The sequence below is a fragment of the Microbacterium lacticum genome (assembly GCF_006716815.1).
GTDB classification, from domain to species: domain Bacteria; phylum Actinomycetota; class Actinomycetes; order Actinomycetales; family Microbacteriaceae; genus Microbacterium; species Microbacterium lacticum.
Window position 1 is genome coordinate 178,815 of record NZ_VFPS01000002.1, and the last position, 21,890, is coordinate 200,704.

Genomic DNA, 21,890 nt, shown 5'->3' on the forward strand with positions numbered 1-21,890 from the left:
CCGCGAGCTTCCAGTGAGGGTAGGAACTCGCGGGGCGTTCATGATGAGGGCCGTGTGTTAGACGGTCATGTCGGCCGGTTCGGGTGTTGCGACCGGTGCGACTGCCTTGGGTAGACGCAGGAACGCCACGATGAGGATCGCCGCACCGATCGCGATCACGGCGTTGACACCGATCGCGAGTTGCAGCCCAGGCAGGAGAGTCGCGGCGACCATGCCGGTCGCGATCGCCGACATGACGGGGGTGCCGAGGGCGATGCCGACCTGCTGGCTCATCGTCACGAGGCCGGTCGCGAGTCCTTGCTGGTTTGCAGGGACGCCGGAGGTGGAGGCGACGACGTAGCCGACGATTGCGACGAGGTTCGCGATTCCGCCGACGAAGGTGAGGATCAGCACCGGTACCAGCCACGCGCGGGTGTCGCCCGCGAATGCGAGCGGCGCCGTGGCGGCGGCCTGCACGACGAGGCCTGCGACGATGGCGGTCTTCGCGCTCGTCTTGCCGATGATCTTCGGGGCGACGAGGCCGCCGATCACGGTGCCGATGCCGAGCACTCCGAGAATGAGGCCCGCGGTGATAGCGGAGTAGCCGAGGATCTGCTGGAGGTAGAGCGTCAGCAGGAAGACGAGCGAGGTGAAGGTGCCGAAGGCGAGGAGCCCGGCGGTGTTGCCCCAGCCGATATTCGAGCGCTTCAGCAGGCCCGGTGCGACGAGGGGCTCGGTGACGCGGGCCTCGATCTTCAGGAACACGGCGAACAGGATCAGAGCGCCCAGGATCGGTCCCCAGGTGCCGGGATGCGTCCAGCCGTTGTGGCCGGCGGTGTCGATCCCGAACACGAGCGCCACCAGCGCGAGCGTGATGGTGACGGCTCCGGGTACGTCGAGCTTCGGGCGCGCCCCGCGGGCGGGCTCGCGCAGCACGAACGGGGCGATGGCGATCACCGCGACGGCGACGACGACGTTGATGAAGAACGCCCACCGCCACGACACGGCCCCGGTGAGGAGTCCGCCGAGCACGGCTCCGGCGGTGAAGCCGGCGGCCATGAGCGCGCCGTTGAGGCCGAGCGCGCGGGATCGGGCCGGGCCTTCGGGGAACATCGTGGTCATGAGCGACAGCGCGGCCGGGGTGACCATCGCGGTCGCGATGCCCTGCCCGACGCGGGCGGCGAGGAGCAGCACGGGTTCGGTGGCGAGCCCGCCTGCGAGGGAGGAGACGCCGAGCAGCACGATCCCGATCATGAACAGGCGCTTGCGGCCGAACAGGTCGGCCACGCGGCCGAAAAAGAGGGTGAACCCTGCGGCGCAGAGCGCGAAGGAGGTGACGATCCACTGCAGCGCGGAGGTCGCGAAACCGAGCTCGGTGCCGATGTGCGGCAGGGCGACGTTGAGGATCGAGAAGTCGACTGCGAGGGTGAAGTTCGCGGTCAGCAGGACCGCCATCGCGATCTTCTGTGCCGCGGTGAACCGCTCCGCCGGAACAGGTGTCGATGCGGTACTGGGTGGTGGTGAGGTGTCTGTTTGGCTCATGACATCCAGACTCGGACGATGCGGAAGAGGTAGCCAGATCCCCGGTTTGCGTGGCCTGCGGTTGCCTAGCTGTACTGACCTCGACCGTTGTTGATTCGGTCGATGGGGGTTTTGCCTCCGATGCCGAGGTGGTGCCTGTCTAGGTTGTAGTGGTCGAGCCAGGTCGTCAACCCTGCTTTTCGGTCGTCGTTCGAGCTCCAGGGGCGGGCGTAGGCCCACTCGGTGGCGAGGGTGCGGTTGAGGCGTTCGACTTTCCCGTTGGTCCAGGGGCAGTGCGGTTTGATGAACCGCTGTCGGATGCCGTGCGCGTCGACCACGGCCTTGAACGCGGCCGAGTGGCGGTAAGCGAACGCGTTGTCGCTGATGACGCGTTCGACTGTGACGCCGAGGCGCGCGTAGAACGCGATCGCCCGCTCGAGCACACCCGCGGCGGTGGTGCCTTTCTCGTCGTCGTGGATCTCCGCGTAAGCAACTCGGGAATGGTCGTCGATGACGGTGTGCACGTAGTCGTAACCCAGGCCCCGCTTGCGCGCAGGACGTTGCCCGCGGCCATGCAGACGCCATCCGCCGCCGTCGGGGATACGGCCGAGTTTCTTCACATCAACGTGGATCAGGGACCCGGGATGATCATGCTCGTAACGCTGCGCGGATCGGCGGGTCGCGCGGATCACGGACCCCGTGACCGGGTCCAGCTCCCGCAGCAACGGCACGTGGTGGCGGCGCAACACCCTACCGACCGTTGAGGCCTGCAAGCCGAGCTTGTCAGCGATGAACACCGGCCCACGCCGAGTGAGGTGCCGCATGATCCGCACCCTCGCCTCCACGCACGCTTTGGTCTGGCGAGGGTGGGAGCGGGCGACGCTGGAACGATCGATCAGGCCCGCCGGGCCGCACTCCCGGAACCTGCGCCACCACCGCCACGCGGTCGTGCGGGAGATCCCCATTTCCGCGGCGACATGCGCGACCGCACGCCCCGACTGGATGCGCTGAACCATGATCAACCGGCCGGCCGGAGTCAGCCGGGCATTAGCGTGAGACAAGAGAGACCTCCGTGCGTTTGAGCTGAAGAACTTAGACAGCTCCAACTCGACCCCGGAGGTCTCTCCTACGTCAACAACGATCTGGGTCAGTACACCTAGCACTGGCAGGGTCAGGCTCCGTCGGTACGCGTGCGGGACAATAGATGGCATGGCACTATCGCAGTCCACTGATACCGATGGCCCGGTCACCGAGCTGGGCGAGTTCCTCCGCTCGCGCCGGGACCGCATCACTCCGGATGATGCCGGCGTGAACAGTTACGGTCGCCGCCGTGTGCCGGGCCTGCGCCGGGAGGAGCTCGCGCAGCTGGCCGGAGTCTCGGTGACGTATCTGACGCGGCTGGAGCAGGGGCAGTCGCAGAACGCCTCGGATGCGATCATCGATGCGCTCGCGCGTGCCCTGCAGCTCGATGACGACGAACGGGCGCATCTGTATGCGCTGGCGCACCCCGCCCCGGTGAAGCGACCTCAGGCGTCGAAACCGGAGATCGCCAAGCCCGGCGCGGAGCAACTGTTGCACTCGATGGGTGATGTGCCCGCGGTGCTGCTGGGCCGGTTCAACGACATCCTCGCCTGGAACCGGGCCGGCCACCGCCTACTCGCCGGGCACCTCGACTGCGATGCGCCCTCATGGGTGGAGGATCGTCCGAACCAGTTGAAGCTGCTGTTCCTGGACGAGCACACCCGCGACCTTTACGTCGACTGGACCGACGAGGCTGCCCTCGCCGTCGCCTCTTTGCGCTACGTTGCGGCGCAGTTCGCCGACGACCGGCGCCTGGCAGAATTGGTCGGGGAGCTGAGCATGAACAGCCCCGAGTTCGCCCGCCTCTGGGCCGGCCACGACGTTCGGCTGTGCACGAGCGGAGCGAAGCGCTTCCGTCATCCCGAGGTCGGGGAACTCGAACTCGGGTACGAGGTGCTGCATCTGCCCGAGGGCAACGGGCAGCGGATCCTCACCCACACCGCCGAGCCCGGCAGCCCATCTTTCGCCGCGCTGCGGCTAATGACCTCGGCGTCGTAACCGGTCGCCCCGACGCGCTGAAGAAGCGCTCCCAGAGATGATCCTGGGAGCGCTTCTTCGTGCGGTGACCGCGACGACTACTCCATGAGGCGTTCGGCCAGCAGCCGGTACGAGGTCAGTCGGTCGGCGGGGTCGCTGGTGAGGGTGTTGATCATGACCTCGTCCGCGCTGTGCGCCTCGGCGAGAGCCGTCAGCTCTGTGTGCACCTCGTCGGGCGTGCCCGTGATGATCGCTTGGGATCGGGCTTTCGCGCGGGTGCGCTCGGCATCGGTCCACTCGTGCCGTGCCGTGGTCTCGGCCGACGGGATCGGCCCGTCGAAGCCGAGGTCTTTGCGTGCCCGCCACAGCAGCATCGCCTCCGCGAGCTGCTGGGCGCGTTCGTGCGTCTCGGCGGTGATCACGCGCACAGCCAACACGGTATGGGCGCCATGACCATGCTCGGTGGCCGTTGCACGGTAGGCGGCGGTCGCAGCTTCGCCGCCGCGGGGCACGAAGAAATGCCCGTGCGCATACCCGGCACCGACGAGGCCGGCGAGGGGTGCGGCGGAGCCTCCCGCTCCGAGCACCCAGACCCGGCCATCAGGCTCACCCGCCCCCGACGGATGCTGGGTACCGAGGGCGTGGACGAGTGCGGCGATCTTCTCCCCGTAGTCCGCGTCATCCAGCGCCGCCCGTCCCACGCCGGCATCGACGCGGTCGCCATTCACCTGACCGAGCAGGGCCATCACCTCGATGACCTTCTGCACCGGATACAGCGGCAGGAGGATGCCGCCGGTGCCGACCCGGATGCGCTCGGTGCGTTCCAGGGCGAGCGCGGTCATCATCTCCGGTGCGGTGCTGGCGAAGGCGGCTGAGCGGTGGTGCTCGGCGAACCAGATGCGGTGAAATCCGAGCTCTTCGGCCTCCTGTGCCAGGCGGAGACCGCTCTGCACGGCCTCCGCTCTGGTCGCGGTGTGTTCGGTGATCGGCACCTGGTCGAGGATCGACATCCTCATGCTGACTTCTTCTCGGTGATTGCGGGGTGGAGTGCGGGGATGATGCGCCAGTCGCCGCCGACCTGGAACACGAGGTTGTGGATGTCGGCGCCGGCAATCGTGCGCAGCACCGGCACCAGCTCTTCGGCGTGCTCCGGCTCGGCGACGTTCAGCGGCCACTCGCCGATGGTCGCGCCGCGCAGGTGCGGGTGGTGGAACCCGGCCCCGTAGGTCGCGATTAGGCTGATGGGAGAGAGGTTCGCGGCGCGCTGCTCGGGCCAGGTCAGTAGCCAGGACGCGATGAGCCCGCCACGCTGGTCGCGGTGCAGACCGGTGGCGTCGATCCTTCCGGTACCGGCGAGCAGGTGCTCGTTGAACTCCATCAGTACCTGTCGGGCCGGGTTGTCGAGGAGCTGGACGGCCTCCCCGAAGGCGGTCTCCTTACCGGAGCGGGTGACGTGGCCGAAGTGGTTGCCGTCGCGCAGGTCGATGAAGTGACGGGTCAACGCCTCCAGCGGTGCGGGAGTGGTGGTGGTCATGATGGGGTTCCTTCCAGGTGTGTCGGTTGAGGTGTCGGAGTGGATAGTTCGGACAGGGATGATTCGGACAGGGCTGCGGGTACCGCCGACAGCACGCGGCTACGAGGGCTGAGCACGTCGGCGTGCCCGACGCCGGGCAGCACCTCCAAGGTCGTGGGGATGCAGTCGGCGCGGAGGCGGTCGGCGTAGGCGATCACGTCGTCGCGAACCGGATCGTCGCTGCCGACGACCAGGGACACCGGCGCCAGCCCGGCAAGACTCGGAGCCTCCAGCGGGGTGGGCAGGATCGTCGGCTCGGGAGTGCTGTCCATCCAGAGTCGCCACGCCGCACGCAGGTCGGCCCGGTTCGGAAACGCGCCAGACCTGGCGCGATAGGAAGGGCTGGCGCAACGGGGATCGAGCGGTGGATACGCCAACACCTGGGCCGGCACCCGATCGCCGGTATCGCGCCGGGCGAGCGCAGCGGAGGCGGCAATTGTGCCGCCGGCGCTGTCGCCCCCGACGACTACCGGGAGGTCCCCCGAGTGGGTTTCGGCCCAGTCGAGTGCTGCAAGCACGTCGAGCACCGCCGCCGGGAACCGGTGAGCCGGGGCGAGCCGGTATTCGACCGAGACGACTACCCATCCCGATGAAGCGGCGAGGGCGGCGGTGACCGGCGCCCAGGCGGCAGCGGAGCCGTGCTGCCAGGAGCCGCCGTGCGCCCAGACGATCCAGCCGCGCGGGTTCGCCGGTCTGTGCACGAGGAGCGGCACCGGTGCGCCATCGGAGGCGACAGCACTGGAGAGCGTCGTCTCAGGGGCAGTGATCGTGGTCATGATGGGTCCGGTCAGATCTGGCGCAGGGCGCCGCCGTCGACCGACCACTCCGCACCCGTCACCTGCCCCGCTCTCGGCGAGAGCAGGTAGGCGATCACCCCGGCGACATCCTCCGGGTTGCCGATTCGGCCGGTGGGCAGGCGGCGCTCCTCACTGATGAACCGATCAACGGCCGTGTCGGGGTCGGTGCCGAAGCGCGCGGCGAGCTGCTCGGCGAACCCGCCCGGGGCGTCGAAGAGGGCGGTGCGGGTCGGGCCGGGTGAGACGACGTTCGAGCGGATCCCCGCCGGCCCGTACTCGATCGCCAGCGATTTCGACAGCGACAGCACCGCTGCTTTCGACGCGGCGTAGGCGGCCATCGTCGGATCGGGCATCCTGGCAGCTTCGCTGCCCAGATGCACGATGCTTCCGCCGCCCGCGTCCCGCATGGCCGGGATCACGGCGCGAGTGAGACGGGCGAGCGCGAACAGATTCACCTCGAACGTCGCCTCCCACAGCTCGTCATCGATCGCCTCGAACGAATCGCGGGTATCGAACAGTGCGGCGTTGTTCACCAGCCCATCGATACGGCCGTGCCGCTCGACGGTTTTCGCCACGACCCGGGCCGCGGCGTCGGATGCTTTCAGGTCGGCGGCGACGAAGTGCGCCGATGCGGGCAGCACGCCGTCGCCGGGACCGCGGCGGGCGACCGCCACTACGCTCGTCCCTTCGCTTGCGAGTTCGTGCGCGGTGGCGAGGCCGATGCCGCTGGTGCCACCGGTGACGATGATGACGCGGCTTTCGAGATCGAGATGCATGGTGAAGCCTTCCTAGATTGCCGAGTTGATGTGGCGAGCGGATGAAGAGGCCTGGCGCCGTGCGGCGATGCGGGCGACGACGATCACCGCCAGGCCGATGACCGTGAGACCCGCGCCCACGACCGTGGGGCTGACGAGGCCGTACCCGGCGGCGATCGCGGCCCCGGCGAGGCTGACACCGATGGTGTTGCCGAGATTGAACGCGGCGATGTTCGTCGCCGACGCGAGCGTCGCAGCACCGTGCGCGTGCCGCATCACCCGCGCCTGCAGACCGGGCACGGTCGCAAAGCCGACCAGGCCGAGCAGGAACAGCCCGATCGCGACCGGCACCGGCATACTTGCGACCGCACCCAGTGTCAGGATCACGATCGGCAGCAGGATCGACAGGATCAGCACGGCGTTGTCCGCGTTCCTGTCGGCGGCCTTGCCGCCGAGGATGTTGCCCGCGAACAGGCCGGCCCCGAAGATCACGAGCAGCCACGGGATCGCTGTGGCCGAGTATCCGGTGACTTCGCGCAGCAGCGGCTCGATGTAGGTGAACACGCCGAACATGCCGCCGAACACCAGCGCGGTGGTCAGCAGCGAGGCGAGCACCTGTGGGCGGGCCAGGGCCTTGAACTGCTGGGCGACGGGCAGCTGATCCCGCTCCGGCTCCGTCTTCGGTACGAGAGCGATCAACCCGGCCAGCGCGATCAGGCCGAGCGCGCTGATGATCCAGAACACCATCCGCCATCCGTACTGCTGGCCTACGAGCGCTCCGGCGGGCACGCCGAGGACGTTCGCGATCGTGAGGCCGGCGAACAGAGCCGCCACGGCCGATGCCCGCTTCGAGGGGGGCACGAGGGAGGCGGCTAGCACGGCGCCGATGCCGAAGTAGCCGCCGTGCGCGAGCGCGGCCACGATCCTTCCCGCGAGCATCACCTCATACGTCGGCGCCCACGCCGAGAGCAGATTCCCCACGACGAAGAACGCGAGCAGCACCGCGAGCGCGTACTTCGGGGGTCGCCGCATGAGAAAAGGGGTGATGAGCAAAGCGCCGGGCACGACCGCGAGCGCATAGACGCCGACCAGATGCCCGGCCTGGCTGATCGTGACACCCAGATCCGTGGCGACCTCGGTGAGGAGTCCGGCGATGACAAACTCGGTCAGCCCAATCCCGAACCCGCCGACACTCAGCGCGAACAGCGCGAGTGCCGCCTTCCGTCGCGTCAAGGCAGCCGATGGTTGGCCGACCTCAGCATCAGGTGCGGGACGGACAGTGGTCGTCATACGGCGCTTCCCTTCTCGAAACATCTGGCGGTACCAACCAGCAGCAGAGCTTGCGAACCGGTCATGCATCCACCCTGCTCGGGCTACAGCGGGGTAGCCAGAACCCCGAGTTGCCTAGCACTGACAGGGGCAGGCTGACCGCCGCGCGAGCATCGACTGCGCGAGATCCTGACGGGATGGATGCCGACTGGTAAGCCGGATCGCGTCGTTCTGGGAATTGGTAGACGACACCGCACCCGACACGATGCTCGACCACATGCAAGCCCTGGTCGCAGAGCGCGCCGACGACGATCCAGGCGCCCTGTACGAGTGGGCGTCCGTCCACGACTACCTCGGCAAGGAACACGAAGCTGTTTCTCTCTACCGGGCCGCCCTCGACCGCGGACTCTCCGAGCCCAGACGGGCGCAAGGAATGATGCAGCTCGCCAACTCACTGCGGAACGCCGAAGGCCGTAGTTGATCTCCTGAGGAATCAGCCGGGCTACGAGACCACGGGCGATGCCGCGCAGACGTTTCTCGCGCTCGCGCTTCGAGACGCTGGACGGCCCGACGAGGCGTTGCGCGTAGCCCTCACGGCTCGCTCAGACTCTCCCGCTGTACTCACGCGTCATCGCGAACTCGCCACAAATAGGTCGTTCATATTGACGTATTAACTCGTGGAGGAAAGCACCCCGACTTCAAGCTAGCCGCGACTGAGCCTCCCAGTCCGGTGAGCGCACCCCTCGTGACGTCCCTCGCCGGGAAGATCACCTGCCCGGTGTACGACGACCGTCATTCACAGCGCCCAGCCGGCGCGGCCCATCGCCTGATCGTCGTCGGCCAGACGTCTGTTCCGCGAGCAGACCCGCCTGAGTCAACCCCAGCCCGGAGCGCCTCATGAGCTGCCACACGTCTTTCAAGCGAGGTGCGACGATGACGAATCGCATCAGACGCGGAATCTCGATCGCGCCTTCACGCGCGCTCGGCGGGATCTGCTGAGCGTTCGCCGGATCACCTGACCGGTAGCTCGCGACCTGGAGTGCGCGAGCAGAAGGGAGCTTGACGTGCCCGAGGAGACGTTGTTGACCCTGACCGGGACGGAGCGGGTGGCCGTTGCTCACGAGCTGCGTCGCTACGGCGAGTACCGGGAACATGAAGGCACCGAGCTGCTGGACGCCCACGTGTACGGAGAGCCGGGCGAGCCGATCCATTCGGGTTTGACGCCGGAGATCGAGAGAATGGCCGGCGCGCACTACGAGGTGATGAACGAGTGTGAAGATCTGGCCGCCGCCTTCGAGGGAGACGAGCCGATCACGCTGTCATCAGAAGCGATCGATCTCCTCGGCGAGGCGATGGACAACGCCTTCGCGGACGAGTTCCCACCCGAGGTCGCCCGCACCGCGATGTTCGCCCGGATCGCGCAACGCCGACTGTCCGGGTTCGGCGTCCTGGACCCGGACGAGGCCGGCGACTTCCTCGTCGTCCATGCCGAGACGCAATCCGCCGCAACCCCCGAGATTGCGCAGGTCGTGAGCGCGAGCGGTCTGCAACGTCTCCTCAGCGAGCACGCGCAACTCCGGGCACAGGTCGTGCAACTGAGCGAACGAGTTGACGACCTCACCGCCCAGGTCGAGGCGCAGCGCGATCAGGTCGGCGCCTCGCCGGGGCAGGGTGTGCGGCGGCGGTTGCTTCCGAATCTGTTCGCTGCATCCGCAGACGCCACCGACCAGCCGCCCGCACTTCTTGATCGCGGGCGCGGCCTGTAGACGAGGCCGGTCGGACGCGGGAAGGCACCACGATCGTATGATCCTGGTGCCTTCTGATTGGGTGGCGTCAGCGCCGCATCATGGCAGTTCTCGACTGGAGAGGATCTGGCGGTACGCTTCGGTGTTCTCGTCGCCGTAGTCGATCACATCCTCGAACGACATGGTGCTGCGCACATGCCGGACCGCCTCGGTCTGACTCATGGGGCCTTCGTCGCCCCAGCCGTTCTCGTTCTGGTCCACCGTGACGATCTCAGCGGCCTTCTTAAAGTCCATCCTTCTCCTCCTGTTCCTGCTGAGGCAGACATCTTCTGAACCGCAGCGTCACCAACCGGGTGCACTACGGGAGCCCGGCAGTCCGCCGCGAGGGCGGTGAAACACTCTCAGACAGGATGCTGGTTCTCGGTCACCCGCATGGCTCGGTAACGGCTCGGAGTCAGCCCGGTCGCCTGTTGGAATGCTGAGGTGGCACGGTTGCGCGAGTGCCAGCCGACCCGGCGGCCGACCTGCTCGATCGTGAGGTCAGTCTCCCGGAGCAGACGCGCCATCTCCTCGACCCGCAGCATCGTCAAGTACGCCAATGGGGTCTTGCCGTAGGCGTCTGTGAACACCCGGCCGAGCTGTTTCGAGGACAGATGCACCATCCCCGCCAGCTCGTCCAGCGTCCACGGCTCGGCGATCGCAGCGCTGAGCGCTTCACGCACCTCGGCCGCTTCCGCCCGTGTCGGGGCGAACCGCCGAACCCGCGGATGCACCGGAACGCTCTTCGCCCGCTGCGAGGATGAGATGCGACGATCGGTGACTCGGATGTGCGGAGCGATTTGGTCCATGACCGCGAACCAGAGGGCTTGCATCCGATGGAACCGTGCCTCCTCATCGTGGAGGCTGAGTGCGACCAGCTCATCGAGCCATGGCATGAGCAGCCCGGCTTGATGCTCGCCGAGGCGGATGATCTGGGCGGGCTCGGTGAAGGTCTCCTTGACGAACACCGGCGCATCAAGCCGGTCATGCAGGATGCCGGCGTACTGCCAAAAGGCCTGGTCGATCACGTAGTCGGTATCGGCATAGATCGTCGTGACCGTGATGTGCCCCTCGGGCTCGGAACCGCACAATACGTTCGGGCCGAGCAAGATCACATCCCCCGGCCGGACGGGCTTCTGTCCGAACTCGCTGAACAGGATCGCCGACCCATCACGGACGACGATGACCTTCACACAGTCGTATGCGAGCGGCCCGACGGGCCGGTGCACTGTCTGTGTCCGCGCCAGCAGGACTTGATAGTCCTGCAATGCCCGCCGCGCCATGGCCACTCACTACCGGACTCGGCGATACCCGGTGCGGGTGGATGACGGACTCATCCCATGATCCGTGTGTCCAACGGCGGGAACGCGGAGAAGTAGGTGATTTCGACCAGTGCGAACCCAGCGACTGCCCCGCCGGTGCTGCCACAGATGAGGAGCGCAAACTCTGTTCCCGTGAGTGTGACGGTGACCGCTCGTGTGAGTCCGCGCTCGGCGATCCTGCCGCCTAGCTGTACTTCCCCGTGAGGTTGTGAACGCGGGCTGAGGGGGTCTGGCCGCCGATCCCGGTGTGGGGTCTGTGGTGATTGTAGTGATGCAGCCAGGTCTCGTAGGCCGCGGCTCGCTCTGCTTCGCTGGCGTAGGGCTTGGCGTAGGCCCATTCGGCGGCGAGGGTGCGGTTGAAGCGTTCGACCTTTCCGTTGGTCTGTGGCCGATACGGCTTTGTCCACTTGTGCTTCACGCCGTCGCCGAGCGCGTCCGCGAACGCGTGTGACCGGTAGCACGCGCCGTTGTCTGTCATCACGGCGGTGACCGTGACTCCGAGGCTCGCGAAGAACGCGTTCGCGCGGGTCCAGAACCCTGCCGCGGTCTCCTTGCGTTCGTCGTCGAGGATCTCCGAGTACGCGACTCTCGAGTTGTCGTCGACGGCGTGGTGCAGATACCGGTAGCCGCGGGAGCCGGCCGCTCCTGCCCGTGCGGCCTTGTCACGGACGGATGCCGCGGCACGGTCCTGCGCCGATCCGCGGCCGAAGGCGCGCCAGCCGCCGCCATCAGGGATCCGGCCCTGCTTCTTGATGTCGACGTGGATCAGCTGGCCCGGTCTTGCGACCTCGTACCGCTTCGGCGTCGGCTTTCGGACTGGCAGCCCGGTGGCCTGATCGATGTTCACGAGCTTCGGCATCCCATACCTGGCCAGCACCCGGCCGACCGTCGAGCGGGCAAGGCCCAGGTGATACGCGATCCGGTGCGGACCCCACCGGCGGGTGAACCGCAACGACACGATCCTCCGCTCCGTCTTCCGCGGGAGCCGGTTCGGCGAGGTCTGCGGCCTCGAGCTGCGGTCCGTCAACGGCAGCCCGGCCCGATACCGGTCGACCCACCGTTTCGCCGTCGCGGGCGAGCACTGGAACCGTTCCGCTGCCCGCCGCAACGACCAGCCCCGATCCACGACGAGGACAGCAAGACGACGACGCCCTTCCGGCGTCAAAGGCGCGTTAGCGTGAGACACGATGACCTCCGTGGTCAGGATGCGAGTGTGGTAACCCACATCCTGCCCGGAGGTCTTCGCCTACCTCACCCGTTCACAACCTCCCGAGGAAGTACACCTAGCTGTACTGACCCAGATCGTTGTTGACGTAGGAGAGACCTCCGGGGTCGAGTTGGAGCTGTCTAAGTTCTTCAGCTCAAACGCACGGAGGTCTCTCTTGTCTCACGCTAATGCCCGGCTGACTCCGGCCGGCCGGTTGATCATGGTTCAGCGCATCCAGTCGGGGCGTGCGGTCGCGCATGTTGCCGCGGAAATGGGGATCTCCCGCACGACCGCGTGGCGGTGGTGGCGCAGGTTCCGGGAGTGCGGCCCGGCGGGCCTGATCGATCGTTCCAGCGTCGCCCGCTCCCACCCTCGCCAGACCAAAGCGTGCGTGGAGGCGAGGGTGCGGATCATGCGGCACCTCACTCGGCGTGGGCCGGTGTTCATCGCTGACAAGCTCGGCTTGCAGGCCTCAACGGTCGGTAGGGTGTTGCGCCGCCACCACGTGCCGTTGCTGCGGGAGCTGGACCCGGTCACGGGGTCCGTGATCCGCGCGACCCGCCGATCCGCGCAGCGTTACGAGCATGATCATCCCGGGTCCCTGATCCACGTTGATGTGAAGAAACTCGGCCGTATCCCCGACGGCGGCGGATGGCGTCTGCATGGCCGCGGGCAACGTCCTGCGCGCAAGCGGGGCCTGGGTTACGACTACGTGCACACCGTCATCGACGACCATTCCCGAGTTGCTTACGCGGAGATCCACGACGACGAGAAAGGCACCACCGCGGCGGGCGTCCTCGACCGCGCGATCGCGTTCTACGCGCGCCTCGGCGTCACAGTCGAACGCGTCATCAGCGACAACGCGTTCGCTTACCGCCACTCGGCCGCGTTCAAGGCCGTGGTCGACGCGCACGGCATCCGACAGCGGTTCATCAAACCGCACTGCCCCTGGACCAACGGGAAAGTCGAACGCCTCAACCGCACCCTCGCCACCGAGTGGGCCTACGCCCGCCCCTGGAGCTCGAACGACGACCGAAAAGCAGGGTTGACGACCTGGCTCGACTACTACAACCTAGACAGGCACCACCTCGGCATCGGAGGCAAAACCCCCATCGACCGAATCAACAACGGTCGAGGTCAGTACACCTAGCCCCGGGTCGCAACAACTTCTCGCGTCTCGTGCTGGGACTGGCGTGCCTGGAGAGCGAGGTCCCATCCCCAGAGCAGCAGGGCAAGGGTGGCGATGACGGCACCGACGGCAGGGATGGCCGGATAGCCGTGGCCGCCGGTGAGAAGGAGGCCTCCGATCCAGGGGCCGAGGGTGATCCCGACGTTGAACGCCGAGATGTTCCCCGACACCGCGAGCGTGGGAGCGCCGGGGGCGATGGCCATGAAACGGGAGTTCAGCGCCGGGTTGGTGCTGAACCCGAGCAGGCCGAGCGCGACGACGAGCACGACGGTCGCGCCCGCGTGGTGCGCGGTGAGAGCGAGCAGCAGCGATGAGACCAGGAGCCCCGTGAAGCCGACGCCCAGAACTCCCCGGGGGAAGCGGTCGGCCGCCTTCCCACCCACCGCGATGCCGATGAGGGCACCGAGCCCGTAGCCGAAGAGCACCGCCGGCACCCAGGCGGAGTCGAGGCCGGTGGTCTCGATCAGCATGGCTGCGAGGTAGGAGAAGGTGCCCAGCAGCGCGGTGGTCGCTACCGCGGTCATCGCGTAGGACAGCCACAGCCTGGGCGGCCTGAGCCCGCGCAGCTCCTCGCGCCAGCTCGCCGGGTTCTCCGGTCGCAGGGCGGGCACGGAGGCGACGAGGGCGACGGCGGCGATGGTCGAGAGGACCGCGACCGTCCAGAACGCCCCGCGCCAGCCCATGTGCTGCCCGATCCAGGTGCCGGCCGGCAGACCGATCACGGTCGCCACCGTGAGCCCTCCTGCCACGACGCTCATCGCCCGACCTCGGCGTTCGGGCCCGACCAGCGCCATCGCCGCGCTGCCGCCGACCGCCCAGAATCCGGCGTAGGCGAACGCACCGACGAAGCGCATCGCGAACAGCAGCCCGTAGCTGTCGGTCAGGGCGCTGACGACATGGCTGAGGACGAAAATCGCCATGAACACCAGCAGCGCGAGGCGGCGCGGCCAGCGCAGGGTCAGCACCGCCAGGATCGGCGCGCCGACGAGCATGCCTAGCTGTTCTTCCCACTGACGTTGTGGACGCGGTCGATGGGTGCTCGGCCTCCGATGCCGGTGTGGGGTCGATGGTGATTGTAGTGGTGCAGCCAGGCGTCGTAGCTGGCGGCTCGCTGCTGGTCTGAGTCGTAGTGGCGGGCGTAGGCCCATTCGTCGGCGAGGGTGCGGTGGAATCGCTCGATCTTCCCGTTGGTCTGCGGCCGATAGGGCCGCGTGTATTTGTGCTTCACGTTCTCGCCGAGCGCCTCGTTGAACACCTTGGACCGGTAGCAGGAGCCGTTATCGGTCATCACCCGCTGCACGGTGATGCCGTGCCCGGCGAAGAACGCGCTGGCGCGCTGCCAGAACCCGCCGGCGGTGTCCTTGCGTTCGTCGGGGAGGATCTCGGAGTAGACCAGTCGGGCGTGGTCGTCGATCGCGGAATGCAGATACGAGTAGCCGACCCCGGAGCGGCGTTTGCGGCCCGTGGCACGTCCCAGCGTGCGCCAGCCGCCACCGTCAGGGATCCGGCCGAGCTTCTTCACGTCCACGTGCACCAGCTCGCCCGGCGCCTGTCGCTCGTACCGGACCGGCTTCGGCTTGCGCACCCGAACACCGGTGTTCTTGTCGACCTGCCCCAGCAGCGGCACCCGGTACCGCTTCAGCACCTTCGAGACCGTGGATTGCGGCAGCAGCAGGTGGTACGCGATCCGATGCGGGCCCCAACGTCGGGTCACCCGCAACCCGATGATCCGCCGCTCCATACGCTGCGGCGTCCGCGATGGCGAGCTCGCCGGCCGTGAGGAGCGATCCTGCATCGCCGCGCGTCCGCCGGCACGATACCGGGCGACCCACTTGGAGACCGTGCCACGGGCGACCTGGAACCGCTCCGCGACACGAGCCTGCGTCCAGCCGTCCTCGATCACCAGCCGAGCGATCTTGATCCGCCCATCGACGGTGAGCGCGGCGCGAGCGTGGGTAACGTATGACACGAGGACCTCCGTGGATCGAGTGAGTGTGGTAACCCACATCGATACCGGAGGTCCTCACCTCATCCCGTCACGCCACGCTGCTCACAACCACCGTGGGAAGAACACCTAGCGCGAACGCGCTGATGAGCCAGCCGGCCTGCGGGATCGTCACCTCCAGGTCCGCGGCCATCTCCGGGAGCATCCCGGCCAGCATGAGCTCGCTGGTGCCTTGCGCGAAGATCCCGAAGCCGATGCCCCAGACTGCCAGCGGCAGCCCGTCCCGTCTTGCTGTCATACCTCACTCCTTTTTGTAGCGGGCGCTAGTAAATACTGGGAGCCTAGCAGATGTGTAGCGTTCGGTATAAAATGAGTGCCATGGCTGCCACCACGACACCGACGCGAGGGCGTCCGCGAGGCTTCGACCGCGACGCGGCGCTGGACCAGGCGATCCGACTGTTCTGGCGCAAGGGGTACGAGGCGACATCGGTGCGCGACCTGAGCGAAGCGCTCGGCATCGGGCAGCCCAGCCTCTACAACGCGTTCGGCGGCAAACGCGCGCTCTTCGAGGAGGCCGTGGGCGTGTACGACCAGGAGTACGGGGGCTTCATCGATGCTGCGCTGGACGAGGAGCCCACGGCGGCGCAGGCGATGCGACGCATCCTCGCCGAGGCCCCGCGGCGGTACACGCGGCGCGGACTGCCGCGCGGCTGCCTCATGGCCGCCGGCGATCAGGGAACCGACGACGACCACATCCGCACCACGCTGTCCCGGCTGCGTGAGCAGAAAACCCACGAACTCCGACACAGGGTCGAGACGGACATCGCTGCCAGCCTGCTGCCCCAGAGCACGGACGCACCCGGGCTGGCCGGCTACGTCATGACTGTCCTAAGCGGACTAGTGCAACGAGCGCGCGACGGCGCGCCCCGGCGCGAGCTGGAGAACATCGCCAGCATCTCGGCCACAGCACTTCCGTGATCAGCTCGGCTCGACGGATCGAGCGATACTCACCCGCTCGATCGAGGCGCGGTGAGCCTCTGGAGCGCGTCCTTGATCGTCGTGAGCGCGGCGATCCGCCCGTCCGTGGACCTGGAGGTGCTCGCCGCCCCAGTAGTTGGCGCTGAACGCAGGGCGGGTCATTGACGCCTGCCGCTATTGGAGCCAGCAGTACACCGAAGTCAGCACCCTGTCGGATCGCAAAGGTAGTGGCGTCTCCTGCTCTGCGTGATCCAACAACGCCAGCCTAGCGTCGCGACGATGAGTACCCCCGCGAACCGATCCCGAATCGGGGGTCGCTGCCTATCGACACGACCTGCCATGGGGGCATGTGGCGCGGGTCACGGGAAGAGTGACGGACAGGGTTCTGGATTCTTAAGTACAGAATCTGGTAGGGTGGTCCTCATGGCCCGGACCCGCTCCTTCGACGAGACTGCTGCCCTCGATGCTGCCGCCGCACAGTTTCGTGTGTACGGCTACGCCGACACCTCCACCGAACAGCTCTGCGAGGCGGCAGGTGTGCGGCGCAGCAGTCTCTACAATGCGTTCCAGTCCAAGGACGAGCTTTTCGTGCGCGCTCTGGAGCGCTACGTCGAGACCACCGGTGCGGCACAAGCCTTGGTGCTCGAAGATGCGGAGCTTGACGGGATGTCTCGACTGCGTGGCGTGCTCGACCTCATCCTCGCCGAGGAAGATGAGGCGGCCGCCGATGGTCATGCCGCTGGATGTATGGTCGTCGGCTCGCGGATGACCCCCGACGTCCAGGGTCGAGATGAGCGCGTAGGGCGGCTCCTTGACAAGAGTCTCGACCGCCAGCTCTCTCTGCTTGCCCACGCCGTCGGCGTTGGCCAGCGCGACGGTACCGTGCGCAACGACATCTCCCCTCGCGAGGCCGCGTTGCTCGTCGTGTCGGCAATCTCGGGTGTTCGCGTGCTCGCCCAGGCCGGAATCCGGGCGGATGAACTGAGGCGCGTCGCCATGGCCACCCTCGACGGACTCCGCCCCTAACCACCCCCGCCCGCAGGTCGCGACTGCGGGCCACCCGTATGCCTTCATTCTGTACTCAGTAATCCAGAAAGGTTCGTTGTGAAGAAGTACCTCTACCTGCTCATGGTCACCATCATGGTGACGGTCATGAGCGAGCTCCAAGTGGCCGGCATGATGCCCGCCATGTCCGCCGACCTCGGCGTGACGACTGGACAGATCGGCCTGCTGGTCTCGGTCTACGCCGCCGGCATGATGATCGGCGGCCCGCTGTTCGCCTGGTTCCTCCGACACAGCCCACCCAAGGGAGCTCTGCTGACGATCGTCGCCCTCTACGCCGTCGCCCAGGTGCTCGTGCCTGTGGTCGACGCGTTTTGGTGGGTCGCGATCGTCCGGGTCATCACCGGCGCCTTGGCCGGCGCCTCGTTCGGGCTTTCGGTCACCTACGGGGCGGCTCTAGCCGAGAGCCCGCAGAAGATCGGCGAGGCCGTTTCGATCGTGCTGGGCGGCATCATGGTCGGCACCGTGCTGGGCCTGCCCTTGTCGAACTTCATCTCCAACTTCTGGAATTGGCAGGCGAGCTTCTACGTCCTCGGCGTCATCACGTTCGTGCTGTTCCTCGCAAGTCTTGCGATCCTGCCCAAGCGCGGCGCCGCGACTCAGGACGCCGCAGCGCAGGATGTGCGGAACCTGCGCATGCCAAGACTCTGGGCGCGTTACCTGGTGAGCCTGCTCACCATCGGTGCCGCCTACGCCTCGTTCTCATTCTTCACTCCGTTGCTGGAGGAGAACGCGGGCTTCAGCACAAACACGACGACGATCATCCTGCTCGTCTACGGCGTGTGCGCCTACATCGGCAACATGATCGTCGGGAAGTTCGCCGACCGGCACGCGATCGCGGTACTGCGCACCGGTCACGGCCTGCTGCTCGTGGCCCTCGTGCTGTTGGCGGCGTTCAACTACATTCAGCCGCTCACGCTCGTCATGGTCATCATCGTCGGCTTCGTCGGCATCACCATGAATCCCGCCCTCGTGACCCGCGTGGCCGAAGTCGGCGGTGCTGGCACGATGGTGAGCACGATCCACACAGCAGTGATCTCCGCGGGTGTGGCCCTCGGCTCCGCCGTCAGCAGCGCCACGATGGGTACATTCGGCCACGACGACCCTGGAGTTGCAATGTGGACGGGGGCAGTCCTGGCGATCCTCGCCGCAATCGTGCTCGCGACTCAGAGTCGTTCACGCGAGAAGGCAAGCGCGGTGCCGGCATAGCCTCCGAGCCACTGAACATCGACGCGGGTCTTGGTGCAACCCTGACGGGGCGCACCAAGACCCGCATTCACTACCTCAGTACGTCGAAAATGGAACCCCGTGCGGTCGCAAAAGTAGCGGCGACCTGAGCCTGATTCTGCTGCTCTCCCTCTTCGCCAAGCTGGTCGTGAGTCATTCATGATCAGTGAGGGAGTTGGCGGGTATGTCGATCAGTCCGGGGTTCTCGACGGAGCAGATCCGTGAGTTCGTGCATCGGTACGAGATCCAGCCGTATGGACAAAAGGCGTTCTGGCTTGAGGAGCAGGGAGTCTCGTATGACCGGCTCCGGCGGTGGCGGTCGGCGGTGTTCGACGGTGATCTCGACCGTGGACTGATCCCGCGAGAAGGTGGAGTGGTGACCCCACCAGAGAAGCGCACCGGCATCGAGCGGCAACGCGCCCGTGAACGCGCCGCGCAGGAGGCGGAGGTCGCCCGGCTGACAGCCCGCGTGCGTGAACTCGAGCAGACTATCGAGACCCTGGGAAAAGCTATCGGGCTCTTGCATCAGATGAGCGAGCAAGAGCCCGCCGTGAACCAGCCGACGAACGATCCATCCGATTCCTCGACGCCGAGAACGACCTCGTCGGACAGTTGACAGCGGCCGTTGGGTCGCAGCGTCGCGCACTCGAGATCGCCGGCGTCGCGAGGTCGACATGGCACTACCGGACGCGTCCTCGGGAGCGCGTCGCGGATCCCGTCCCGCAGAAGGAGCGGGCATACCCGTCACGCATCAGCGAGACCGACCGCGCCGTCATCGCCGGCAGGATCACGGCGGGCTGGGCCGAAGGGCACGCGGTCGATCACTCGTTCGCGTCCGCGTGGGATGACGGGGTGATGCTCGCCTCACGCCGCTCGTGGTGGCGCATCGCGGCCGAGATCGAGGATCAGTCCGCCCGCCCCGTCGCCCCAACCCGGCGCAGCAACAGCGACCGGCCACCACGAGAAGCGCCTGTGCTGGAAGCGACCGGTCCGGGACAGGTCTGGAGCTGGGACATCACCGACCTGCGCACCCCGTGGCGCGGCGTCGCGTTCAAGGCGTACTCGATCATCGATATCTTCTCCCGCAAGCTCGTCGGCTGCCGCGTCGAGGAACGCGAAGTCGACGACCTCGCCGTCGAGATGTTCGAGGACGCGTTCGGTCGGCATGGGATACCCGACGCCGTCCACGCTGACTCCGGCCCTGCGATGCGCTCCGGAGCGCTCAAGGACTTCCTCAGTGAGCTCGGCGTCACGCAGACACACAACCGGCCCCGGGTGAGCAACGACAACCCGTTCTCCGAATCGGAGTTCCGGACAATGAAGTACCGGCCGAACTACCCCGGCACCTTCGCGACCATCGAACAGGCGCGCGCCTACGTCGAGTGGTACGTCCCCTGGTACAACCAGAACCACAAGCACTCCGGCATCGCCCTGTTCAGCCCGAACGAGGTCCACGACGGCACCTGGCACCACGCCTGGAACCGACGCGACGCGACCCAGCAGGCGTACTACGACAAGCATCCCGAGCGATTCCGTCGACCGCCCCACACGCCCGCACCCGCCGACATCGTCGGCATCAACCTCCCCAAGCCGACCGACGATGCCAAAGCCGAGCCCGAGCGACTCCACGCAGCTTGACACAGCCCGTCTGAACCTACCGAGCATCGCCTGCTTCATGTCGCTCGTCGGTCTTGGGTATCCATCGCAGGGCGAGGATGCCGAGGGCTGCGCAGAGCACAGCCGCGATGCCCATCGCGATGTGCAGGCCGGTCAGGAACGCGGTCTTGGCTTCTGAGACCAGGCCCGCGGTCAGGTCGAGGTCGAGGGTTTCGTCCAGTGTCGGGGCGAGGTCGGGGCCGAGGAGCCGGAACAGGAGTGCTGCGGTGGAGCCGAGCAGGGCGATGCCGAGGGCGTTGCCGATCTCGTTGGAGGTTTCCGCGATCGCGCCGGCCGATCCTGCCCGGTTCGCTGGCACGGCGGCGACGGCGGTGTCGGCGACGAGGGCGAAGGAGATGCCGTAGCCGACGCCCGCGACGGCCGTGGAGGCAATGAACCAGCCGATCCCGCCGGTGATGGTGGTGAGGAGGAGCAGGGCGAGTCCTGCGGCCATCGAGAAGTGGCAGAGCACGAGTGCGGCGCGCTGCCCAATCTGCTCGACGATTCGTGGCGTGAGGATGCAGACCGTCGTGAGGACGATCGCACCGGGCAGGGCGAGCAGCGCCGCGGTCAGCACGGGCAGGCCGAGCACCGATTGGAGGTAGATGCCGGTGAGATACGCGGCTGCCGACCACGCGAACAGCGAGAGCACACCGGTGATGATCGCGACAGTGAAGACCTTCTCCCGGAAAAGGGTGACGTCCACGAGCGGGTATTCGAGTTTCCGCTGTCTGAGGATGAACCAGGTCGTCAGCAGCACTCCAGCGACTCCGAAGCCGAGTACAGGCCAAGACGGGCCGTAGGCGGCGAGCTCTTTGATCGCGTACACGGCAGCCAGCAGTCCCGCTGCGGAGAGCACGATGCTGAGCAGGTCGACCCGGCCGGGGCGGGTGGCTCGCACTTCGCGGAGCACGAACGGCGCTGCGGCGAGGAAGATGACGACGACGGGCAGGTTGATGAGGAACACCGACCCCCAGTCGAAGCGGGACAGCAGTAGCCCGCCGATGACCGGGCCGATCGCGAAGCCGGTGGCGAAGGTCGCCGCAAAGATGCCGATGGCCTGCGACTGCTGGCGGGGGTTCTCGAACAGCTCGCTGAGCACCGCGAGCCCGGACGGGAGGAGCGTCGCACCGCCGAGGCCCATGAGCGCGCGGAATCCGATAAGCCATTCCGGTGAGGTCGAGAACGCGGCCCCAGCCGATCCAAGGCCGAAGACAGTGGCCCCGATCATGAGGAGTTTGAGCCTGCCGAACCGGTCGCCCAGGTTCCCGAACGCGATCAGTAGCGACCCGACCGCGAAGCCGTAGATGTCGAGAATCCACAGCGCCTGATCCGCGGTCGGTGCCAGCGCGTGGGTGATGGTCGGCATCGTCAGGAACAGGATCGATCCGTCCATCGACACCAACAGCACCGGACCGAGCACGACCAGCAGGCCCAGCCATGCGCGACGGCCAGCCCGCACCTGATCCGGTGGCGACGAGAGGGAGGCGTTCGGGGTTGAGCTATGAGTCTGTTCGTTCACGCCTCCGATCCTCAGCCGCACTCATCCAGCACAGCCATCCCTGTGT

24 protein-coding genes are annotated in these 21,890 nt (G+C 67.1%); 10 read left to right on the forward strand and 14 right to left on the reverse strand.

The features are described from left to right. Positions 1–57: 57 nt before the first annotated feature. Both FHX68_RS06565 and FHX68_RS06570 read right to left on the reverse strand, forming a co-directional pair. A complete protein-coding gene (locus FHX68_RS06565) occupies positions 58–1,434 on the reverse strand; it encodes an MFS transporter (protein ID WP_229661654.1) in 1,377 nt (458 codons plus the stop codon). A gap of 152 nt (positions 1,435–1,586) precedes the next feature. Next, a complete protein-coding gene (locus FHX68_RS06570; RefSeq protein WP_141920121.1) occupies positions 1,587–2,561 on the reverse strand; it encodes an IS481 family transposase in 975 nt (324 codons plus the stop codon). 148 nt (positions 2,562–2,709) lie between these two features. Here FHX68_RS06570 and FHX68_RS06575 point away from each other — a divergent pair, with 148 nt between their 5' ends. Beyond that, positions 2,710–3,579 carry a helix-turn-helix transcriptional regulator gene (locus FHX68_RS06575; protein ID WP_141381466.1) on the forward strand — a complete coding sequence of 290 codons (870 nt, stop codon included), beginning with the start codon at positions 2,710–2,712 and terminating at the stop codon, positions 3,577–3,579. 77 nt (positions 3,580–3,656) lie between these two features. Here the strand turns inward: FHX68_RS06575 and FHX68_RS06580 are convergent, their stop codons facing one another. The 5 genes from FHX68_RS06580 to FHX68_RS06600 are packed head-to-tail and all read right to left on the reverse strand — an operon-like array spanning position 3,657 to position 7,916. Next, positions 3,657–4,568, reverse strand: coding sequence for an MsnO8 family LLM class oxidoreductase (locus FHX68_RS06580; protein WP_244926833.1), 912 nt, complete (start codon positions 4,566–4,568; stop codon positions 3,657–3,659). Between the two features lie 2 nt (positions 4,569–4,570). After that, a complete protein-coding gene (locus FHX68_RS06585) occupies positions 4,571–5,092 on the reverse strand; it encodes a hypothetical protein (protein ID WP_141381468.1) in 522 nt (173 codons plus the stop codon). Beyond that, a complete protein-coding gene (locus FHX68_RS06590; protein ID WP_141381469.1) occupies positions 5,089–5,907 on the reverse strand; it encodes an alpha/beta hydrolase in 819 nt (272 codons plus the stop codon). The genes FHX68_RS06585 and FHX68_RS06590 overlap by 4 nt, the downstream gene beginning before the upstream one ends. A gap of 11 nt (positions 5,908–5,918) precedes the next feature. Further along, positions 5,919–6,704: an SDR family NAD(P)-dependent oxidoreductase gene (locus FHX68_RS06595; RefSeq protein WP_141381470.1), complete on the reverse strand. Its 786-nt coding sequence runs from the start codon at positions 6,702–6,704 to the stop codon at positions 5,919–5,921. 12 nt (positions 6,705–6,716) lie between these two features. After that, positions 6,717–7,916, reverse strand: a complete 1,200-nt coding sequence (locus tag FHX68_RS06600) for an MFS transporter (RefSeq protein ID WP_229661641.1) — start codon at positions 7,914–7,916, stop codon at positions 6,717–6,719. 313 nt (positions 7,917–8,229) lie between these two features. On the opposite strand from FHX68_RS06600, the gene FHX68_RS16130 reads away from it, so the two are divergent. The 3 genes from FHX68_RS16130 to FHX68_RS06610 all read left to right on the forward strand — a co-directional run bounded on the left by FHX68_RS16130 (position 8,230) and on the right by FHX68_RS06610 (position 9,718). Next, positions 8,230–8,433, forward strand: coding sequence for a tetratricopeptide repeat protein (locus FHX68_RS16130; RefSeq protein ID WP_255314042.1), 204 nt, complete (start codon positions 8,230–8,232; stop codon positions 8,431–8,433). Positions 8,434–8,437: 4 nt separating this feature from the next. Next, positions 8,438–8,626, forward strand: coding sequence for a tetratricopeptide repeat protein (locus FHX68_RS16135; RefSeq protein WP_255314043.1), 189 nt, complete (start codon positions 8,438–8,440; stop codon positions 8,624–8,626). Between the two features lie 390 nt (positions 8,627–9,016). Next, positions 9,017–9,718, forward strand: a complete 702-nt coding sequence (locus FHX68_RS06610) for a hypothetical protein (RefSeq protein WP_141268436.1) — start codon at positions 9,017–9,019, stop codon at positions 9,716–9,718. Between the two features lie 78 nt (positions 9,719–9,796). Here the strand turns inward: FHX68_RS06610 and FHX68_RS06615 are convergent, their stop codons facing one another. The 3 genes from FHX68_RS06615 to FHX68_RS06625 form a co-directional block, all read right to left on the reverse strand. Then, the gene (locus tag FHX68_RS06615; RefSeq protein WP_141268438.1) at positions 9,797–9,991 is read right to left on the reverse strand and encodes a hypothetical protein; all 195 of its coding nucleotides are present in this window, start codon (positions 9,989–9,991) and stop codon (positions 9,797–9,799) included. Positions 9,992–10,098: 107 nt separating this feature from the next. Beyond that, complete coding sequence (locus FHX68_RS06620) at positions 10,099–11,019, reverse strand: helix-turn-helix domain-containing protein (protein WP_141268440.1); 921 nt, start codon at positions 11,017–11,019, stop codon at positions 10,099–10,101. A 223-nt stretch (positions 11,020–11,242) separates the two neighbouring features. Further along, complete coding sequence (locus FHX68_RS06625) at positions 11,243–12,244, reverse strand: IS481 family transposase (protein WP_141919996.1); 1,002 nt, start codon at positions 12,242–12,244, stop codon at positions 11,243–11,245. Between the two features lie 196 nt (positions 12,245–12,440). Between FHX68_RS06625 and FHX68_RS06630 the strand changes: the two genes are divergently transcribed. Next, positions 12,441–13,415 (forward strand): IS481 family transposase, encoded by a 975-nt coding sequence (locus FHX68_RS06630; protein ID WP_141920038.1) that lies wholly within the window; start codon positions 12,441–12,443, stop codon positions 13,413–13,415. On the opposite strand, the gene FHX68_RS06635 is transcribed toward FHX68_RS06630, so the two are convergent. From FHX68_RS06635 to FHX68_RS06645, 3 genes are all read right to left on the reverse strand, one after another. After that, positions 13,412–14,446 (reverse strand): MFS transporter, encoded by a 1,035-nt coding sequence (locus tag FHX68_RS06635; RefSeq protein WP_141381653.1) that lies wholly within the window; start codon positions 14,444–14,446, stop codon positions 13,412–13,414. The two genes, FHX68_RS06630 and FHX68_RS06635, sit on opposite strands and share 4 nt — an antisense overlap. A gap of 2 nt (positions 14,447–14,448) precedes the next feature. Beyond that, positions 14,449–15,423: an IS481 family transposase gene (locus tag FHX68_RS06640; RefSeq protein ID WP_244926834.1), complete on the reverse strand. Its 975-nt coding sequence runs from the start codon at positions 15,421–15,423 to the stop codon at positions 14,449–14,451. A gap of 67 nt (positions 15,424–15,490) precedes the next feature. Beyond that, a complete protein-coding gene (locus FHX68_RS06645; RefSeq protein ID WP_211345066.1) occupies positions 15,491–15,697 on the reverse strand; it encodes an MFS transporter in 207 nt (68 codons plus the stop codon). 80 nt (positions 15,698–15,777) lie between these two features. Between FHX68_RS06645 and FHX68_RS06650 the strand changes: the two genes are divergently transcribed. From FHX68_RS06650 to FHX68_RS06670, 5 genes are all read left to right on the forward strand, one after another. Beyond that, positions 15,778–16,377 (forward strand): TetR/AcrR family transcriptional regulator, encoded by a 600-nt coding sequence (locus tag FHX68_RS06650; protein WP_141268442.1) that lies wholly within the window; start codon positions 15,778–15,780, stop codon positions 16,375–16,377. Positions 16,378–16,800: 423 nt separating this feature from the next. Further along, positions 16,801–17,403 (forward strand): TetR/AcrR family transcriptional regulator, encoded by a 603-nt coding sequence (locus FHX68_RS06655; protein WP_141268444.1) that lies wholly within the window; start codon positions 16,801–16,803, stop codon positions 17,401–17,403. Positions 17,404–17,481: 78 nt separating this feature from the next. Next, positions 17,482–18,648 carry an MFS transporter gene (locus FHX68_RS06660; protein WP_141381595.1) on the forward strand — a complete coding sequence of 389 codons (1,167 nt, stop codon included), beginning with the start codon at positions 17,482–17,484 and terminating at the stop codon, positions 18,646–18,648. Between the two features lie 202 nt (positions 18,649–18,850). Further along, complete coding sequence (locus FHX68_RS06665; protein ID WP_141381664.1) at positions 18,851–19,282, forward strand: hypothetical protein; 432 nt, start codon at positions 18,851–18,853, stop codon at positions 19,280–19,282. Beyond that, positions 19,279–20,304, forward strand: a complete 1,026-nt coding sequence (locus FHX68_RS06670) for a DDE-type integrase/transposase/recombinase (protein ID WP_141920125.1) — start codon at positions 19,279–19,281, stop codon at positions 20,302–20,304. The genes FHX68_RS06665 and FHX68_RS06670 overlap by 4 nt, the downstream gene beginning before the upstream one ends. 16 nt (positions 20,305–20,320) lie before the next feature. On the opposite strand, the gene FHX68_RS06675 is transcribed toward FHX68_RS06670, so the two are convergent. After that, the gene (locus FHX68_RS06675) at positions 20,321–21,844 is read right to left on the reverse strand and encodes an MFS transporter (protein ID WP_211345067.1); all 1,524 of its coding nucleotides are present in this window, start codon (positions 21,842–21,844) and stop codon (positions 20,321–20,323) included. Positions 21,845–21,890: the final 46 nt, after the last annotated feature.

Excerpts from the sequence above, each read along its gene's own strand:
- FHX68_RS06565 (WP_229661654.1), bottom strand. The coding sequence starts at position 1,434 with ATGGCGGTCCTGCTGACCGCGAACTTCACCCTCGCAGTCGACTTCTCG.
- FHX68_RS06575 (WP_141381466.1), top strand. The coding sequence starts at position 2,710 with ATGGCACTATCGCAGTCCACTGATACCGATGGCCCGGTCACCGAGCTG.
- FHX68_RS06580 (WP_244926833.1), bottom strand. The coding sequence starts at position 4,568 with ATGTCGATCCTCGACCAGGTGCCGATCACCGAACACACCGCGACCAGA.
- FHX68_RS06585 (WP_141381468.1), bottom strand. The coding sequence starts at position 5,092 with ATGACCACCACCACTCCCGCACCGCTGGAGGCGTTGACCCGTCACTTC.
- FHX68_RS06590 (WP_141381469.1), bottom strand. The coding sequence starts at position 5,907 with ATGACCACGATCACTGCCCCTGAGACGACGCTCTCCAGTGCTGTCGCC.
- FHX68_RS06595 (WP_141381470.1), bottom strand. The coding sequence starts at position 6,704 with ATGCATCTCGATCTCGAAAGCCGCGTCATCATCGTCACCGGTGGCACC.
- FHX68_RS16130 (WP_255314042.1), top strand. The coding sequence starts at position 8,230 with ATGCAAGCCCTGGTCGCAGAGCGCGCCGACGACGATCCAGGCGCCCTG.
- FHX68_RS06615 (WP_141268438.1), bottom strand. The coding sequence starts at position 9,991 with ATGGACTTTAAGAAGGCCGCTGAGATCGTCACGGTGGACCAGAACGAG.
- FHX68_RS06620 (WP_141268440.1), bottom strand. The coding sequence starts at position 11,019 with ATGGCGCGGCGGGCATTGCAGGACTATCAAGTCCTGCTGGCGCGGACA.
- FHX68_RS06635 (WP_141381653.1), bottom strand. The coding sequence starts at position 14,446 with ATGCTCGTCGGCGCGCCGATCCTGGCGGTGCTGACCCTGCGCTGGCCG.
- FHX68_RS06645 (WP_211345066.1), bottom strand. The coding sequence starts at position 15,697 with ATGACAGCAAGACGGGACGGGCTGCCGCTGGCAGTCTGGGGCATCGGC.
- FHX68_RS06650 (WP_141268442.1), top strand. The coding sequence starts at position 15,778 with ATGGCTGCCACCACGACACCGACGCGAGGGCGTCCGCGAGGCTTCGAC.
- FHX68_RS06655 (WP_141268444.1), top strand. The coding sequence starts at position 16,801 with ATGGCCCGGACCCGCTCCTTCGACGAGACTGCTGCCCTCGATGCTGCC.
- FHX68_RS06665 (WP_141381664.1), top strand. The coding sequence starts at position 18,851 with ATGTCGATCAGTCCGGGGTTCTCGACGGAGCAGATCCGTGAGTTCGTG.